This window comes from Streptomyces tanashiensis, assembly GCF_014648895.1.
GTDB classification, from domain to species: Bacteria; Actinomycetota; Actinomycetes; order Streptomycetales; family Streptomycetaceae; genus Streptomyces; species Streptomyces tanashiensis.
Genome location: NZ_BMRZ01000020.1, coordinates 16,427 through 31,730, shown reverse-complemented (window position 1 = coordinate 31,730; position 15,304 = coordinate 16,427). Strand labels below are relative to the sequence as shown.

General features: G+C 71.5%; 15 protein-coding genes. 8 read left to right on the top strand and 7 right to left on the bottom strand.

Features of this window, described 5'->3' with window-relative positions:
- Nucleotides 1-72: 72 nt before the first annotated feature.
- Together IE237_RS35515 and IE237_RS35510 are read right to left on the bottom strand one after the other, a co-directional pair.
- Complete coding sequence (locus IE237_RS35515; RefSeq protein ID WP_189806300.1) at nucleotides 73-558, bottom strand: MarR family winged helix-turn-helix transcriptional regulator; 486 nt, start codon at nucleotides 556-558, stop codon at nucleotides 73-75.
- Nucleotides 559-613: 55 nt separating this feature from the next.
- Nucleotides 614-1,174 carry a TetR/AcrR family transcriptional regulator gene (locus IE237_RS35510; RefSeq protein ID WP_189806299.1) on the bottom strand — a complete coding sequence of 187 codons (561 nt, stop codon included), beginning with the start codon at nucleotides 1,172-1,174 and terminating at the stop codon, nucleotides 614-616.
- 114 nt (nucleotides 1,175-1,288) lie between these two features.
- On the opposite strand from IE237_RS35510, the gene IE237_RS35505 reads away from it, so the two are divergent.
- Nucleotides 1,289-2,704 (top strand): FAD-dependent oxidoreductase, encoded by a 1,416-nt coding sequence (locus tag IE237_RS35505; protein ID WP_229843882.1) that lies wholly within the window; start codon nucleotides 1,289-1,291, stop codon nucleotides 2,702-2,704.
- 15 nt (nucleotides 2,705-2,719) lie between these two features.
- On the opposite strand, the gene IE237_RS35500 is transcribed toward IE237_RS35505, so the two are convergent.
- Entirely contained in the window at nucleotides 2,720-3,202 is a 483-nt protein-coding gene (locus IE237_RS35500) for a hypothetical protein (protein WP_229843881.1), read from the bottom strand.
- Nucleotides 3,203-3,277: 75 nt separating this feature from the next.
- Between IE237_RS35500 and IE237_RS35495 the strand changes: the two genes are divergently transcribed.
- Nucleotides 3,278-3,613 (top strand): YnfA family protein, encoded by a 336-nt coding sequence (locus IE237_RS35495; RefSeq protein ID WP_189806297.1) that lies wholly within the window; start codon nucleotides 3,278-3,280, stop codon nucleotides 3,611-3,613.
- A gap of 66 nt (nucleotides 3,614-3,679) precedes the next feature.
- Nucleotides 3,680-4,444: an SDR family NAD(P)-dependent oxidoreductase gene (locus tag IE237_RS35490; protein WP_189806296.1), complete on the top strand. Its 765-nt coding sequence runs from the start codon at nucleotides 3,680-3,682 to the stop codon at nucleotides 4,442-4,444.
- Nucleotides 4,445-4,513: 69 nt separating this feature from the next.
- Here IE237_RS35490 and IE237_RS35485 read toward each other — a convergent pair whose 3' ends face one another.
- A complete protein-coding gene (locus IE237_RS35485) occupies nucleotides 4,514-5,707 on the bottom strand; it encodes an RtcB family protein (RefSeq protein ID WP_189806295.1) in 1,194 nt (397 codons plus the stop codon).
- Between the two features lie 174 nt (nucleotides 5,708-5,881).
- Here IE237_RS35485 and IE237_RS35480 point away from each other — a divergent pair, with 174 nt between their 5' ends.
- From IE237_RS35480 to IE237_RS35470, 3 genes are all read left to right on the top strand, one after another.
- Nucleotides 5,882-6,775, top strand: a complete 894-nt coding sequence (locus tag IE237_RS35480; RefSeq protein WP_189806294.1) for a DUF3558 domain-containing protein — start codon at nucleotides 5,882-5,884, stop codon at nucleotides 6,773-6,775.
- Nucleotides 6,776-6,855: 80 nt separating this feature from the next.
- A complete protein-coding gene (locus IE237_RS35475; protein WP_189806293.1) occupies nucleotides 6,856-7,599 on the top strand; it encodes a DUF3558 domain-containing protein in 744 nt (247 codons plus the stop codon).
- A 120-nt stretch (nucleotides 7,600-7,719) separates the two neighbouring features.
- Nucleotides 7,720-8,970, top strand: a complete 1,251-nt coding sequence (locus tag IE237_RS35470) for a DUF2637 domain-containing protein (protein WP_189806292.1) — start codon at nucleotides 7,720-7,722, stop codon at nucleotides 8,968-8,970.
- A 259-nt stretch (nucleotides 8,971-9,229) separates the two neighbouring features.
- On the opposite strand, the gene lysS is transcribed toward IE237_RS35470, so the two are convergent.
- Nucleotides 9,230-10,954, bottom strand: coding sequence for a lysine--tRNA ligase (gene lysS / locus IE237_RS35465; RefSeq protein ID WP_189806291.1), 1,725 nt, complete (start codon nucleotides 10,952-10,954; stop codon nucleotides 9,230-9,232).
- Between the two features lie 173 nt (nucleotides 10,955-11,127).
- On the opposite strand from lysS, the gene argS reads away from it, so the two are divergent.
- Nucleotides 11,128-12,897 carry an arginine--tRNA ligase gene (gene argS / locus IE237_RS35460; protein WP_189806290.1) on the top strand — a complete coding sequence of 590 codons (1,770 nt, stop codon included), beginning with the start codon at nucleotides 11,128-11,130 and terminating at the stop codon, nucleotides 12,895-12,897.
- Nucleotides 12,898-12,948: 51 nt separating this feature from the next.
- Here argS and IE237_RS35455 read toward each other — a convergent pair whose 3' ends face one another.
- Nucleotides 12,949-13,218 carry a DUF1876 domain-containing protein gene (locus tag IE237_RS35455; protein ID WP_189806412.1) on the bottom strand — a complete coding sequence of 90 codons (270 nt, stop codon included), beginning with the start codon at nucleotides 13,216-13,218 and terminating at the stop codon, nucleotides 12,949-12,951.
- A gap of 111 nt (nucleotides 13,219-13,329) precedes the next feature.
- Here IE237_RS35455 and IE237_RS35450 point away from each other — a divergent pair, with 111 nt between their 5' ends.
- Nucleotides 13,330-14,196, top strand: coding sequence for a DUF4253 domain-containing protein (locus tag IE237_RS35450; RefSeq protein WP_189806289.1), 867 nt, complete (start codon nucleotides 13,330-13,332; stop codon nucleotides 14,194-14,196).
- Here IE237_RS35450 and hemB read toward each other — a convergent pair.
- Complete coding sequence (gene hemB, locus IE237_RS35445; protein ID WP_189806288.1) at nucleotides 14,193-15,194, bottom strand: porphobilinogen synthase; 1,002 nt, start codon at nucleotides 15,192-15,194, stop codon at nucleotides 14,193-14,195. The two genes, IE237_RS35450 and hemB, sit on opposite strands and share 4 nt — an antisense overlap.
- Nucleotides 15,195-15,304: the final 110 nt, after the last annotated feature.

Sequence of the window (15,304 nt, the reverse complement as noted above, 5' to 3'; positions counted from 1 at the left end):
ACGAGGCCCAAGGCCACACCCACCCGAGCCCCGAGCCCTGAGCCCCGAGCCCCCCGGGAGCCCCCGCGCACGTCAGCCGAGGTCGCCGCCCCGCAGCCGCTCGATCTGCGCGGCGCTGACCTCGACGGTCCGCCGCATGTGGGCGATGAGCAGGGCGACCTCGGCGTCGCTGTACACGTCGAACATCGTGCCCCAGGTGCTGTTGAGCTTCCGCCAGAGGTCGCCGAGTTCCGCCATCCGCTCGGGGACGAGCGCCACCAGGACCCGGCGGCGGTCCTCGGTGTCGCGCTCGCGGGTCACGTAGCCGGAGCGTTCGAGCCGGTCGACGAGCCGGGTCGCGGAGCCGGTGGTGAGTCCGGTCAGTTCGGCGACCCGCCCGGTGGTCACCGGGCCTTCCTCCAGGCTGAGCAGGTTCAGGCACTGCACATCGGTCGGGTGCAGACCGAGGTGGTCGGCGACGGCCTGGTTGAACAGGGCGTAGGCGGCCATGTAGCGGCGGGCCTCCCCGTACAGCTCGGTCATGAGCGCCTCGCGCCGGACGGAATTCTTCTGCGTCATGCAGAGATCGTACGGCCCGGGCACCGCCGGGTCACGGGCCGCTCCGGCCCCGCGCTCACGGCGCCTCGGCGGTCAGATAGCGCTGCACGGTGGGGCCCAGCCAGGCCACGATCTCCTCGGTGGACATCGCGACGGCCGGCGGCAGGCGCAGCACGTAGCGGGTGAGCGCCATGCCGAGGATCTGGGAGGCGACGAGCGCCGCCCGGCGCGGGGCGTCCTCCGGGTCGGGGCAGACGCCCCGGGTGACCGGGCCGAGCTGCTGGGCGAAGATCGCCTGCATGCGCGCGGCCCCGGCCTCGTTGGTGACACCCACCCGCAGCATCGCGGTGAGGACCTCGTCGCGCTCCCAGCGCTCCAGGAAGTGCGTGACCAGGACGGCCCCGATGTGCCGCGCGGGCAGGGCGCCCAGCTCGGGCAGGCCGATCTCGACCTCGGAGGCGGCGGCGAAGAGCCCCTCCTTGTTGCCGTAGTAGCGCATCACCATCGACGGGTCGATCCCGGCGTCACGGGCGATGGCCCGGATGGTGGCGCGCTCGTACCCGTCGGAGGCGAAGCGCTCGCGGGCGGCCTCCAGGATGGCGGCCCGGGTGGCGTCGGAGCGGCGGACGGTCGTCATATCAACAACTGTAGGCCAACGGGTGTTGACAGGCCATTCCGGCCGCCCTAACGTTGCCAACAAGCGTTGACCAACATGTGTTGGCAAACGATCGTGGGCACCCTGGAGGCAGCCATGAGCACCACGGACACGGACGTACTCGTCATCGGCGCGGGCCCCACCGGCCTCCTGCTCGCCGGCGACCTCGCCACCGCCGGGATCGACGTCACCCTCGTCGAGCGCCGCCCCCAGGGCCTCGGCAACATGACCCGGGCCTTCGGTGTCCACGCCCGCACCCTGGAGCAGCTCGACGCCCGCGGACTCGCGGACGAACTCCTCGCCACCGGCACCACCCTGACCACGGCCCGGCTCTTCGGCCGCCTCGACCTGGACATGACCCGGCTGCCCACCCGCTTCAACCACCTGCTCGTCACCCCGCAGTACGAGGTCGAGCGCCTCCTGGAGCGCCGGGCGGTCGCCGCGGGCGTCACCTTCCGGTACGGGACCGAGCTGCGCGGACTGCGCCAGGACGCCGACGGCGCCACCGCGGAGCTCACCGACGCCGACGGCACCCCGCTCACCCTCCGCGCCCGCTACCTGGTCGGCACGGACGGCGTCCGCAGCTCCGTCCGCACCGCCCTCGGCCTGCCCTTCCCCGGCCGCTCCGTGATCCGCTCCATCGTCCTCGCCGATGTGCGGCTGGCGGAGGAGCCCGCCGACTCGTTCAGCGTCAGCGGCTCCGGAGACACCTTCGCCTTCCTCGCCCCCTTCGGCGACGGCTGGTACCGGGTCATGGGCTGGACCCGCACCCGCCAGGTCGCCGACAGCGAGCCCGTCGACCTCGACGAGGTCCGCGAGATCGCCCGCCTCGCCCTCGGCACCGACTACGGCATGCACGACGCCCGCTGGATCTCCCGCTTCCACAGCGACGAGCGCCAGGCCCCCGCCTACCGCGTCGGCCGCGCCTTCCTCGCCGGGGACGCCGCCCATGTGCACTCCCCCGCCGGCGGCCAGGGCATGAACACCGGCCTCCAGGACGCCGCCAACCTCTCCTGGAAGCTCACCGCCGTGCTCCGCGGCGAGGCTCCCGACCCCGAGGCCCTCCTCGACAGCTACCAGTCCGAGCGCCACCCCGTCGGCGCCATGGTGCTCCGCAGCAGCGGCACGATCGTCCGCCTCGCGATGGCCCACACCCCGCTCACCCGCGCCGCCCGCTCCCTCGCGGCCCACTTCCTGAACGCGGTCCCGCGCGCCTCGGCCCGCGCCATGAGCATGATCAGCGGCCTCGGCATCTCCTACGCCCCCGCGCCGGGCACCGGCCGGCCCTCGGGCCGCCGCACCCCCGACGTCCCCCTGCGCGAAGGACGGCTCTACGAGCTGCTCCGCCGGGGTGAGTTCGTCCTCATCGCCCCCGAGGGAGCGGACCCGGCCCTGCCGACGACCGCCCCCGTCACCCCGAAGCACCTCGTCCGGGCCACCTGGCCGGACCCCTCGAAGGAGGCCGTCGTCCTGGTCCGCCCGGACGGATACGTCCACTGGGCGCGGCAGTGACCGGCCGGCACCGGCTCAGAAGACGTACGGATCCCCGGTGGCGAGCACCAGTACACGGTGCCGGTCGTTCCGCGGATTCCGGTCGGCCGGCCCGTCCCGCCAGGCCGTGCCGATCTCGACCGTCATCTCGTCCGGGAGGGCCGCGGTCCGCAGGTCGAGCGCCAGCTCACCGGCGCCCCCCTCGGCCCGGAGCTCGCCCGTCCGGCAGGACACCACGCGGGCACTGCTCCACAGGCAGGCCGGCGGCAGCTCCTGGCCGCCCGCCATCGGTTCGGAGAAGGTGAGCCGGACCGTCGCCTGGGAGACGTCGGAGGGCCCGTGGTTCTCGCTGACCAGCCAGACGCCGACTCTCCCGTCCCAGAGGGAGACATGCCCGTGATGGGACAGATCCGCCTCGCTCCCGATCGCCGGCCCCGCGGCACCGGCACCCGCGCCCGTACCCATCACCGCCGCTGCCGCGAGAGCGACCCCGAGCACACTCTTCCGCAATCCACGCATAGGCCCAAAATACCCAGGATTCATCACATCTTCTGACAAGCCATCAGTCCGCGTGTCCCATGGCACGCTGCCCCCATGCTGATCGCCCGGTCCATCGCCCTGTTCGTCCTCGCCGCCCTCTTCGAGATCGGCGGCGCCTGGCTCGTCTGGCAAGGAGTCCGGGAGCACCGCGGCTGGATCTGGATCGGCGCGGGAGTCATCGCCCTCGGCGTCTACGGCTTCGCCGCCACCCTCCAGCCCGACGCCGAGTTCGGCCGCGTCCTCGCCGCCTACGGCGGAGTGTTCGTCGCCGGCTCCCTCGCCTGGGGCATGGCCGCCGACGGCTACCGACCCGACCGCTGGGACGTCACCGGCGCCCTCGTGTGCCTCGCCGGCATGGCCGTGATCATGTACGCCCCCCGGGGCCGCTGACCCCCGCCCCCGACCTATCCTGGCCGGGCGATCGACGTAATCGACCACCTGCGCGAGGAGCACGTCATGACCGGCCCCGGTACCCCCATCGCCGTCATCACCGGAGCGAGCAGCGGAATCGGCGCCGCCACCGCCCGGCAACTGGCCGCCGCCGGCTACCGCGTGGTCCTCACCGCCCGCCGCAAGGACCGCATCGAGGCCCTCGCCGCCGAGATCACCGAAGCCGGCCACCAGGCCACCGCCTACGCCCTCGACGTCACCGACCGCGCCGCCGTCGACGACTTCGCCACCGCCTTCCGCAGCCTCGCCGTCCTCGTCAACAACGCCGGCGGTGCCCTCGGCGCCGACCCGGTCGCCACCGGCGACCCCGAGGACTGGCGCCGGATGTACGAGGTCAACGTCCTCGGCACGCTCAACGTCACCCAGGCCCTGCTCCCCGCCCTCACGGCGAGCGGCGACGGCACGGTGGTCGTCCTCTCCTCCACGGCCGGTCACGCCACCTATGAGGGCGGCGCCGGCTACGTCGCCGCCAAGAACGGCGCCCGCGTCCTCGCCGAGACCCTCCGCCTGGAGATCGTCGGCACCCCGGTCCGCGTCATCGAGATCGCCCCCGGCATGGTCAAGACCGACGAGTTCGCCACCACCCGCTTCCGCGGCGACACGGACAAGGCGGCCAAGGTCTACGCCGGCGTCGCGGAGCCCCTCACCGCCGACGACGTCGCCGACACCATCACCTGGGCCTGCACCCGCCCCCCGCACGTCAACATCGACCTCCTGGTCGTCCGCCCCCGGGCCCAGGCCTCCAACAGCAAGATCCACCGCGAGCTGTAGCACCACGCGCCGTGGACGCGAGAGGGGCCGGCGCACCGCACCGGCCCCTCTCGCCCCCGCGGGGACACTTCAGCCCTTCACGCAGATGACCTGCTTCAGCTTGGCGACGACCTCCACCAGGTCGCGCTGCTGCTCCATCACCTTCTCGATCGACTTGTAGGCACCCGGGATCTCGTCCACGACTCCCGAGTCCTTGCGGCACTCCACGCCCCGGGTCTGCTCCTCCAGGTCCCGCGTCGAGAAGCGCCGCTTCGCCGCGGTCCGGCTCATCTTCCGGCCGGCGCCGTGCGAGGCCGAGTTGAACGACGCCGCGTTCCCCAGGCCCTTCACGATGTACGAACCCGTGCCCATCGAGCCCGGGATGATCCCGAACTCCCCGGAGCCGGCCCTGATCGCGCCCTTCCGCGTGACCAGCAGGTCCATGCCCTCGTACCGCTCCTCCGCCACGTAGTTGTGGTGGCAGGAGATCACCGGATCGAAGGTCACCCTGGCCTTACGGAATTCCCGGCGGACGACCTCCTGGAAGAGCGCCATCATGATCGCGCGGTTGTACTTCGCGTACTCCTGCGCCCAGAACAGATCGTGCCGGTAGGCGGCCATCTGCGGGGTGTCCGCGACGAACACCGCCAGGTCGCGGTCGACGAGACCCTGGTTGTGCGGCAGCTTCTGGGCCTCGCCGATGTGGTGCTCGGCGAGCTCCTTGCCGATGTTGCGCGACCCGGAGTGCAGCATGAGCCACACCGACCCGGAGGCGTCCAGACAGAACTCCACGAAGTGGTTGCCGCCGCCGAGCGTCCCCATCTGCTGGGTGGCACGCTCACGACGGAACTTGACGGAGTCCGCGACCCCGTCGAACCGCGACCAGAAGTCGTCCCAGCCCGCCGTCGGGAACTGGTACAGCCGCCCCGGGTCCACCGCCTCACGGTGCAGGCCCCGGCCCACCGGGATCGCCTGCTCGATCTTCGAGCGGAGCCGGGACAGGTCGCCCGGCAGGTCGTTCGCCGTCAGCGAGGTCTTGACCGCCGACATCCCGCAGCCGATGTCCACACCGACCGCCGCCGGACAGACCGCACCCCTCATCGCGATCACCGAACCGACGGTCGCGCCCTTGCCGTAATGCACGTCCGGCATCACGGCCAGGCCCTTGATCCACGGCAGCGTCGCCACGTTCTGCAGCTGCTGCATGGCACCGCCCTCCACCGAGGAGGGATCGGTCCACATCCTGATCGGTACTTTCGCGCCCGGTACCTCTACGTACGACATACTTCCTCGATTCCCCCGAAAAGTCTGATAACGCAAAAACCGGAGCCAAAGCCCGTACAGGTGACAGCGGACCGGCATCAACGGCTGCGTGTGCGATAGACATTGTGTCCACCGGCCGGGTTCGCGCGGCAAACAGTTTTCGGGAATGACTTCGGGTGAAGGGAGCCTGGGACCGTGCAGCGAAAGAGGTACGCACCCGGTCGCACCGGGTCCACGGCTCGCACCGCCGTCGTCCTCGCACTCGGCCTCGGCCTGGGGGCCGGCCTCACCGCCTGCTCCGCCGGCACCCCCGCCGACGACATCGCCGTCGACGCCAAGGCCGGACCGGCCGTCCCCGTCGCGCCCCCCGGCCGCTACCGCACCCTCTTCGAGCCGTGCGGCGCCGTGCCGCAGGCCAGCCTCAAGGACCTGCTCCCGGGCGCCGCCGCGCTGCCCGACGCCGAGCGCGACAAGGCGTACCGGGGCGTCGCGGCCGTCACGTACGACACCGACCGGCGCGTCGGCTGCACCTGGAAGGCCGACACCCCGGACATCTCGCACCGGCTCTCGCTCGACATCGAGCGGGTGGTGTCGTACGACGCGGCCGTCAGCGACGACGACCGGGCGCAGGAGGTGTACGTCCGCAAGCAGCTCGCGGCGGGCATCCCGGTGCCGCCCACGGCCCCGCCGACCCCCACCGGAACGGCGACGGGAACCCCGTCCGCCACGGGCGCGCCGACCACGACCGCCACCCCGCCGGGCAAGCCGACGACGACCGGCACGCCCCCCGCCTCGGGCGCCCCGGCCACCGGCACCACCGCGACCGGCCCGACCCCGACCTCGACCGGCCTGGAGCCCCGCGTCCTCGACGGCCTCGGGGAGGTCGCGTACATCGACGACGTCCTCGGCACGGCCGGCGCGAACAGCCATCAGCGGGTCGTCAGCGTGGTGTTCCGCACATCCAACGTGATCGTGACGGTCTCCTACCGGGAGCAGACCGCAGGCTCCACCGAGGCCCCCGACAGCGCGGAACTGCAGGAAAAGGCCCGGAATCTGGCCCGGCAGCTCGCCGAGCGGCTGGAGGAGTAGCCGTCCGCATCCGCTCCGTGAGCGGACGACGACCACGTAACGTGTCGCCGTACCGTGGCCGACAAGCGACTGAAGGAACCATGCAGCGATCAGCTCCGCGAACGCGACTCACCCGCATACTCGCCTGCGCCGCCGTCCCGGTGATGCTCGTCGCCGCGGGATGCTCCTCGGACTCCGACGACTCCGGGAAGACGCAGGGGCAGGGCAAGGACAAGACGGCCTCGTCGGCGTCCGCCACCCCCTCGCCGTCGCAGTCGACGAAGACGGTCGACCCGGCGAAGTTCGCGAAGCTGCCCGAGGTCTGCAAGTCGATCTCCGCGAAGACGACGGCGTCCCTGGTTCCCAAGGCGAAGACGAAGAACGGCACGCCGGCCGTCTCCAGCGACCTGACCAGCCGCGGCGGCTGCTCGTGGAACGGCCTGGATGACAAGGGCGTGAAGGGCTCGCAGTACCGCTGGCTGGACGTGTCCTTCTACCGGTACGAATCCGACGCCGCGCTCGGCAGCGGCCAGGACCGCGCCCACGAGAACCTCGCGAAGGAGCTCGCCAAGGTCCAGGAGACCCCGGGCGCGAAGAAGCTCCGGACGGTCACGGCCACGGGCATCGGCGACGAGGCGAAGACGGTCACCTACCAGCTGCGCAAGACCGACGAGGACTTCGCCTACACGTCGATCCTGGTCCGCACGGGGAACGTGCTGGTGCTGCTCTCGTACAACGGTGCCGGTTACGCGGGCGCCGACACCCCGTCCGAGAAGACGATCACGAACGGTGCGGCCACCGCGGTCAAGGAAGCCGTCGCGGCGGTCGCCGCAGCCAACAAGTAGTCACAAACCAGCGCGGAGTGCCACTTTCGCGCGGAGCCCGTCCCTCCCCCCGAGGGCCGGGCTCCGCGCGCATGTGCCACTCTGTGCGCGCCGGATGTCGAATGACGGGAGGGGTCGCGGGTGGCCGCGATGCAGCTGACACGCACACACCGAATACTCATCGGCCTCGTCATCGGCGGTGCGCTGATCATCGCGGGGATCGGTTTCGCGGGTTCGTACGCCGCCGTGCGCGAGCTCGCCCTGCAGAAGGGCTTCGGCACCTTCTCGTACTTCTTCCCGATCGGCATCGACGCGGGCATCTGTGTGCTGCTCGCCCTGGACCTGCTGCTGACCTGGCTGCGGATCCCGTTCCCGCTGCTGCGCCAGACGGCCTGGGTGCTGACGGCCGCGACGATCGCCTTCAACGGCGCGGCCGCCTGGCCCGACCCGCTGGGCGTGGGCATGCACGCGGTGATCCCGGTGCTGTTCGTGGTGGCCGTCGAGGCCGCCCGGCACGCCGTCGGCCGGATCGCGGACATCACGGCCGACAAGCACATGGAGGGCGTCCGGATCACCCGCTGGCTGCTGTCGCCGGTGCCGACGTTCCGGCTGTGGCGCCGGATGAAGCTGTGGGAGCTCCGCTCGTACGAGCAGGTCATCAAGCTGGAGCAGGAGCGGCTGATCTACCAGGCCCGGCTGCAGGCGCGCTTCGGCCGCGGCTGGCGGCGCAAGGCGCCGGTGGAGGCGCTGATGCCGCTGCGGCTCGCCCGGTACGGGGTGCCGCTCGCGGAGACGGCCCCGGCGGGCCTGGCGGCGGCGGGCATCGAGCCGGCGGTACTCCCTCCGGAGCCGCAGCCGGTCGCGCTCGCGCAGCCCCAGCCGGCGGCGCTGCCGGCCCAGGTCCCGGCGCAGGCCGCCCCGGCGCAGACCCCGGTGGGGCCGCAGGCCCAGGTGCCGCAGCAGGCGCAGGCCCCGGCGGGGCCGGTGAACCACGAGAGCCACTGGTTCGACGCCTCGCAGGTCTCCCCGGAGTCCTACGAGGGCAGCTACAACCCGCAGATCGTGGAGGGCCTCGAACCCATGCCGGTCCCGGTGCCGCAGGGCCCGGAGGACGTCCCTCCGGCGGGTCCCGAGGAGTTCGTGGAGTACCCGGAGTACGTGGAGCAGCCGGAGCCGCGGGCCGACGAGTTCGAGGACGTCGTCTACAAGGTCATGAGCTCGTACGTGATCGAGCACGAGCGGTTCCCGGCCGAGGCCGAGCTGGCGCGGCTGGTGGCCGAGCAGTACGGCCTTCCGGAGTTCCCCGCGTCCGACATCGACCTGCTGCGGCAGGCGGTCCCGGCGGCGCAGGAGCGCGTGCAGCAGGCGAGGGCCGACGTGGACACCCCGTAGGGGCACGAGGTACGCAACGCGAAGGGCCGCCACCCGAATGGGTGGCGGCCCTTCCTCATGCGATCGACCGGCTGCGCCGGACTCCGTCCGTCGACGGGTGCCCGGCCCAGCCTCCGGCAGCTACGCCCCGAGCAGCTTGCGCACCCGGACCCCTCCCCGACGCCGCTCTCGCACCGCTCGGCCCCAGGGGGCCTCTCGGGCTTCTACCGGCTGCGCCGGACTCCGTCCGTCGACGGGTGCCCGGCCCAGCCTCCGGCAGCTACGCCCCGAGCAGCTTGCGCACCCGGTCCGCACCGACCGCGAGCAGCAGCGTGGGCAGACGGGGACCCGTCTCGCGGCTGACGAGGAGCTTGTAGAGCAGGGCGAAGAACGCGCGCTGGGCGAGCTTCAGCTCGGGCGTCGGCTTGGCCTCGGCGTCGAGACCGGCCATGACCTTCGGGACGCCGTAGACCAGGGTGGTGAGCCCGTCGAGCGACCAGTGGGTGTCGAGGCCCTCCAGGAGCAGGCGGAGCGACTCGCGGCCCTCGTCGTCCAGGGAGCCGAGGAGCTCGGTGTCGGGCTCCTCGCGGACGATGGTGCGCTGGTCGGCCGGGACCTGGTTGGTGATCCAGTTCTCGGCGCGGTCGAGGCGCGGCCGGACCTCGTCGAGGGAGGTCACCGGGTTCTCGGGGTCGAGCTCGGTCAGGATCCGCAGGGTCTGCTCGTCGTGGCCGGCCGTGATGTCCATGACCGAGGCGAGCGTGCGGTACGGGAGCGGGCGCGGGGTGCGCGGCAGCTCCCCGGCGGCCGTACGGGCGGCGCGGGAGTGGGCGGCCGCGTCGGCGGGCAGGACGGAGCCGTCGGCGACCTTGGCCTCCAGCTTGTCCCACTCGTCGTAGAGCCGCTGGATCTCCTGGTCGAAGGCGATCTTGAAGGACTGGTTCGGCTTGCGGCGGGCGTACAGCCAGCGCAGCAGCGGAGCCTCCATGATCTTCAGCGCGTCGGCCGCGGTGGGCACGCCGCCGCGCGAGGAGGACATCTTGGCCATGCCGCTGATGCCGACGAAGGCGTACATGGGGCCGATGGGCTGGACGCCGTCGAAGACCTCACGGACGATCTGGCCGCCGACCACGAAGGACGAGCCGGGCGAGGAGTGGTCGACGCCGGAGGGCTCGAAGATGACGCCCTCGTAGGCCCAGCGCATGGGCCAGTCGACCTTCCAGACCAGCTTGCCGCGGTTGAACTCGCTGAGCGCGACCGTCTCGGAGAAGCCGCAGTTCGTGCAGGTGTAGGCCAGCTCGGTGGTCTCGTCGTCGTACGACGTGACGGTCGTCAGGTCCTTCTCGCACTGCCCGCAGTACGGCTTGTACGGGAAGTAGCCCGAGGTGCCGCCGGAACCGTCGTCCTCGCCGGCCGCGCCGGAGCCCTCCTCGGCCTCCAGCTCGGCCTCGTCGACCGGCTTCTGGGACTGCTTCTTCGGCGCCTTCTTCGTCCGGTACTGGTCGAGGATGGCGTCGATGTCACCGCGGTGCTTCATCGCGTGCAGGATCTGCTCGCGGTAGGCGCCGGCGGTGTACTGCTCGGTCTGGCTGATCGGGTCGTACTCGACGCCCAGCTCGGCCAGCGACTCGACCATGGCGGCCTTGAAGTGCTCGGCCCAGTTGGCGTGGGGCGAACCGGCCGGGGCCGGGACCGAGGTCAGCGGCTTGCCGATGTGCTCGGCCCAGGAGGCGTCGATGCCCTCGATGCCGTTCGGCACCTTGCGGTAGCGGTCGTAGTCGTCCCAGGAGATGAGGTGCCGGACCTCGTACCCGCGGCGGCGGATCTCGTCGGCGACCAGGTGCGGGGTCATGACCTCGCGGAGGTTGCCGAGGTGGATCGGGCCGGACGGGGAGAGGCCGGAGGCGACGACGACCGGTTTGCCAGGCGCACGTCGCTCCGACTCGGCGATGACCTCGTCCGCGAAACGGGAGACCCAGTCGGTCTCGGTGCTGCTCTGAGCCACGGTCGGTACGTCCTTCTTCCTGAGAGGTTCTGTCTGACAGCCCTACGACAACCATTCTCCCAGACGGAACACCGCTCTCCGAGGTTGTCCACAGGCGGGGAAATCACGTTGCGCTCCCATGGGACACTTGACAAGCGATTTAGACCTGACGGACTCAACAGGAACGGAAGCTCATGGCCTCGGTCCCTTCCCTCGCTTCGACCGTGCAGCAGCGCCTCGCGGACGGCCTCTCGGCGGCTCTGCCGGACGCCGCGTCCGCCGACCCGCTGCTGCGACGAAGCGACCGGGCCGACTTCCAGGCCAACGGCATCCTGGCGCTGGCCAAGCAGCTCAAGGGCAACCCGCGCGAGCTGGCGACGAAGGTCGTCGAGGCGATCCCGGCCAATGACGTCCTGAAGGAGATCGAGGTCTCGGGCCCCGGCTTCCTGAACATCACGGTCACCGACTCGGCGATCATCGACACCCTCGCGGCCCGCGCCGCGGACGCGCGTCTCGGCGTGCCGTTCAACGAGTCGGCGGGCACCACGGTCATCGACTACGCCCAGCCGAACGTGGCGAAGGAGATGCACGTCGGCCACCTCCGGTCCGCCGTCATCGGCGCCGCGATGGTCGAGATCCTCGAGTTCACCGGCGAGACGGTGGTCCGGCGCCACCACATCGGCGACTGGGGCACCCAGTTCGGCATGCTCATCCAGTTCCTGATCGAGCACCCGCACGAGCTGGACCACTCCTCGGAGGCCGAGGTCTCCGGCGAGGAGGCCATGTCGAACCTGAACCGGCTGTACAAGGCCTCGCGCGCCCTGTTCGACTCCGACGAGGAGTTCAAGACGCGGGCGCGTGCCCGGGTCGTGGACCTCCAGGCGGGCGACGAGGAGACGCTGGCCCTCTGGCAGCGGTTCGTCGACGAGTCGAAGATCTACTTCTACTCGGTCTTCGACAAGCTGGACATGGACATCCGGGACGGCGACGTCGTCGGCGAGTCCGGCTACAACGACATGCTGACGGAGACCTGCCGCATCCTGGAGGAGTCGGGCGTCGCGGTCCGCTCCGAGGGCGCGCTGTGCGTGTTCTTCGACGACGTGAAGGGCCCGGACGGCAACCCGACGCCGCTGATCGTCCAGAAGTCCGACGGCGGCTTCGGCTACGCGGCGACGGACCTGTCCGCGATCCGCGACCGGGTGCAGAACCTGAAGGCGACCTCCCTGCTGTACGTGGTGGACGCCCGCCAGTCGCTGCACTTCAAGATGGTCTTCGAGACGGCCCGCCGGGCCGGCTGGCTGAACGACGAGGTGAAGGCCGTCCAGCTGGCCTTCGGCACCGTCCTGGGCAAGGACGGCAAGCCGTTCAAGACCCGTGAGGGCGAGACGGTCCGTCTGGTGGACCTGCTGGACGAGGCGGTGGACCGGGCGACGACGGTCGTCCGCGAGAAGGCCGAGAAGGTGGGCCTGACCGAGACGGAGATCGTCGAGAACGGCCAGTACGTCGGCATCGGCGCGGTGAAGTACGCCGACCTGTCGACGTCCGCGGCGCGCGACTACAAGTTCGACCTGGACCAGATGGTGTCGCTGAACGGTGACACGTCGGTCTACCTCCAGTACGCGTACGCCCGTATCAAGTCGATCTTCGGCAAGGCGGGGGACCGTACCCCCGTCGCCCACGCGGAGCTGGAGCTGGCCCCGGCGGAGCGCGCACTCGGCCTCCACCTGGACCGCTTCGCCGAGACGGTGACCGAGGCGGCCGTCGAGTACGCGCCGCACAAGCTCACCGCGTACCTGTACCAGCTCGCCTCGCTGTACACGACGTTCTACGACCAGTGCCCGGTGATCAAGCCGGCGCCGGCGCAGGAGGTCGCGGAGAACCGCCTCTTCCTCTGCGACCTCACCGCCCGCACGCTCCACCAGGGCATGGCCCTGCTGGGCATCCGGACGCCCGAGCGCCTCTGACGCTCCGAGGCGAAGCCCCCGGTACGGACCGCCGTACCGGGGGCTTCGTCGTCAACGGATGGCGTGCGAGGTCCGGCCGGACACCTCGTCGATCTCCTTGTGGGCCTTCTGGAGCAGCTGCGAGGCGAGGTCCATCAGCGCGCGTGCGCCGGCGATCTCCTCGCCCACCCGCAGCTGGTCCGGGTCGGAGGGGTGCCGGTTCGCGGTGCCGTGGGCCCGGAACTCGGTGCCGTCGGAGAGCCGGACCATGGCCGCGGCCCGCGTCCGGCTGCCCACTTCCTCGAACTCCATCTCCACATGCCATCCGACAAGCGTGTTCATCATGAGGACCACCTCCACCGAGGTACCTGTCGGCTACTTCTCCAGGGTGCGCCGCCCGGTGCCGCCCCACCACTCGCCCCGTTGTCAGTGGCGGCCCGTACGTTCTCGGTCATGGCGATGATCCAGAACCAGCTGCCCGGGCTCGTGTCCGATCCGACCGGCCGTTCCCTCGGCCTCGACCTGCCGCCCGGCGCCCTCTCCGGCCCGGCGGACGCCCCGTACCTGTGGTCGGGTCACGGCGCGGCGGGGCCGGCCGCCTGGAGCGCGCTGCGTCCGGCGGCCCGGACGGCGGGGCTGCTGCCGGTCCTGCTGGGCGGGGAGCGGGGCCTGGACGCGTGGGAGCTGGAGCCGGAGCGGATGAGCGACCCGGCGGACCACGACGCCGACGAGGTGCTCGGGGACTTCTGGGAGTACTACGCGGCCTCGGAGACACCGGAGGAGGAGCGGGACGCCCGGGTGACGGCGGCCGTGGAGGATCTGTTCGGCAGGCAGCCGGAGTACAGGGAGATCGTCGCCCCCTTCACCGCCGGCTGGCCGGGCCTGGCCCCGGCGCAGCCTCTGACGACGGACCCCGACGGGGCGGCGGCGACCGTCGCGGAGATGCTGACGGAGCCGGGTTTCTGGCTGGCGGACGCCCGCCCGGCCCTGGTGCGGGCCCGGCGCAGCGCCGACATACCGGCGGTCATCGGCTGGGGCGGTCCGCTGAACCACGAGAACGACGTGGCGCGGCTGTGCGCGGTGCTGCGCTCCTGGGAGGACCGTTTCGGCGCCCGTGTCGTGGCGCTCACCTTCGACCAGCTGGTGGTGTCGGTGGCGGCCCCGCCCCGGACCCTGGAGGAGGCCGAGGCGGTGGCGGCGGAGCACTTCGCGTTCTGTCCGGACAACATCACGCAGGGGAGCTGTGCCACCGCCACCCTGCGCGCGTACGCCGAGAAGGCCCTCCTCGACACCCCGGTGTGGACCTTCTGGTGGGACTAGCGCCCGGCGGACAGGTTCTGGGCGACCTCGGTGGCCCAGTAGGTGAGGATCATCCCGGCGCCGGCGCGGCGGATGCCGGTGAGGGTCTCCAGGATCGCCTTGTCGCGGTCGATCCAGCCCTTCTCGGCGGCGGCCTCGACCATCGCGTACTCACCGCTGATCTGGTACGCGGCCACCGGCACGTCCACCGCCTCGGCGACCTTCGCGAGCACGTCGAGGTAGGGCCCGGCGGGCTTCACCATGACCATGTCCGCGCCCTCCTCCAGGTCGAGCGCGAGCTCGCGCATCGACTCACGGAGGTTGGCGGGGTCCTGCTGGTACGTCTTGCGGTCGCCCTTGAGCGAGGAGCCGACGGCCTCGCGGAAGGGGCCGTAGAAGGCGGAGGAGTACTTCGCGGTGTACGCGAGGATCGACACGTCCTCCTTGCCGATGGTGTCGAGCGCGTCGCGGATGACCCCGACCTGCCCGTCCATCATCCCGGACGGGCCGACGACGTGGACTCCGGCGTCGGCCTGGACCTGGGCCATCTCGGCGTAACGTTCCAGCGTGGCGTCGTTGTCGACCCGGCCGTCGGCGTCCAGGACGCCGCAGTGCCCGTGGTCGGTGAACTCGTCGAGGCACAGGTCCGACATGATGACGAGCTCGTCACCGACCTCGGCCTTCACGTCCCGGACGGCGACCTGGAGGATCCCGTCGGGGTCGGTCCCGGCCGTCCCGGCGGCGTCCTTCTTCGCGTCCTCGGGCACGCCGAAGAGCATGATCCCGGAGACCCCGGCCTCCAGCGCCTCCACGGCGGCCTTCCGCAGGGTGTCCCGCGTGTGCTGCACGACCCCCGGCATGGCCTGGATCGGCACGGGCTCGGTGATCCCCTCGCGCACGAACGCGGGCAGGATCAGGTCGGCGGGATGCAGCCGGGTCTCGGCCACCATCCGGCGCATGGCAGGCGTCGTCCGCAGCCGCCGCGGCCGCGCCCCGGGAAAGGATCCGTACGAGTTCATGAATCCGAGGCTACGCCCGCCCGCCCCATGCCCTTACCGACGCGTTGTGGGCATACCGGCGCCGGGGCGCAGCCCCCACGCACCGGGGCGCGGGCCCGTGAAGACGGACC

Coding starts and splice junctions, on each gene's coding strand:
- IE237_RS35500 (WP_229843881.1), bottom strand. CDS start 3,202: ATGCGTGGATTGCGGAAGAGTGTGCTCGGGGTCGCTCTCGCGGCAGCG.
- IE237_RS35485 (WP_189806295.1), bottom strand. CDS start 5,707: ATGTCGTACGTAGAGGTACCGGGCGCGAAAGTACCGATCAGGATGTGG.
- IE237_RS35450 (WP_189806289.1), top strand. CDS start 13,330: ATGGCGATGATCCAGAACCAGCTGCCCGGGCTCGTGTCCGATCCGACC.
- IE237_RS35505 (WP_229843882.1), top strand. CDS start 1,289: ATGAGCACCACGGACACGGACGTACTCGTCATCGGCGCGGGCCCCACC.
- IE237_RS35495 (WP_189806297.1), top strand. CDS start 3,278: ATGCTGATCGCCCGGTCCATCGCCCTGTTCGTCCTCGCCGCCCTCTTC.
- IE237_RS35475 (WP_189806293.1), top strand. CDS start 6,856: ATGCAGCGATCAGCTCCGCGAACGCGACTCACCCGCATACTCGCCTGC.
- IE237_RS35490 (WP_189806296.1), top strand. CDS start 3,680: ATGACCGGCCCCGGTACCCCCATCGCCGTCATCACCGGAGCGAGCAGC.
- IE237_RS35510 (WP_189806299.1), bottom strand. CDS start 1,174: ATGACGACCGTCCGCCGCTCCGACGCCACCCGGGCCGCCATCCTGGAG.
- IE237_RS35455 (WP_189806412.1), bottom strand. CDS start 13,218: ATGAACACGCTTGTCGGATGGCATGTGGAGATGGAGTTCGAGGAAGTG.
- IE237_RS35515 (WP_189806300.1), bottom strand. CDS start 558: ATGACGCAGAAGAATTCCGTCCGGCGCGAGGCGCTCATGACCGAGCTG.
- hemB (WP_189806288.1), bottom strand. CDS start 15,194: ATGAACTCGTACGGATCCTTTCCCGGGGCGCGGCCGCGGCGGCTGCGG.
- argS (WP_189806290.1), top strand. CDS start 11,128: ATGGCCTCGGTCCCTTCCCTCGCTTCGACCGTGCAGCAGCGCCTCGCG.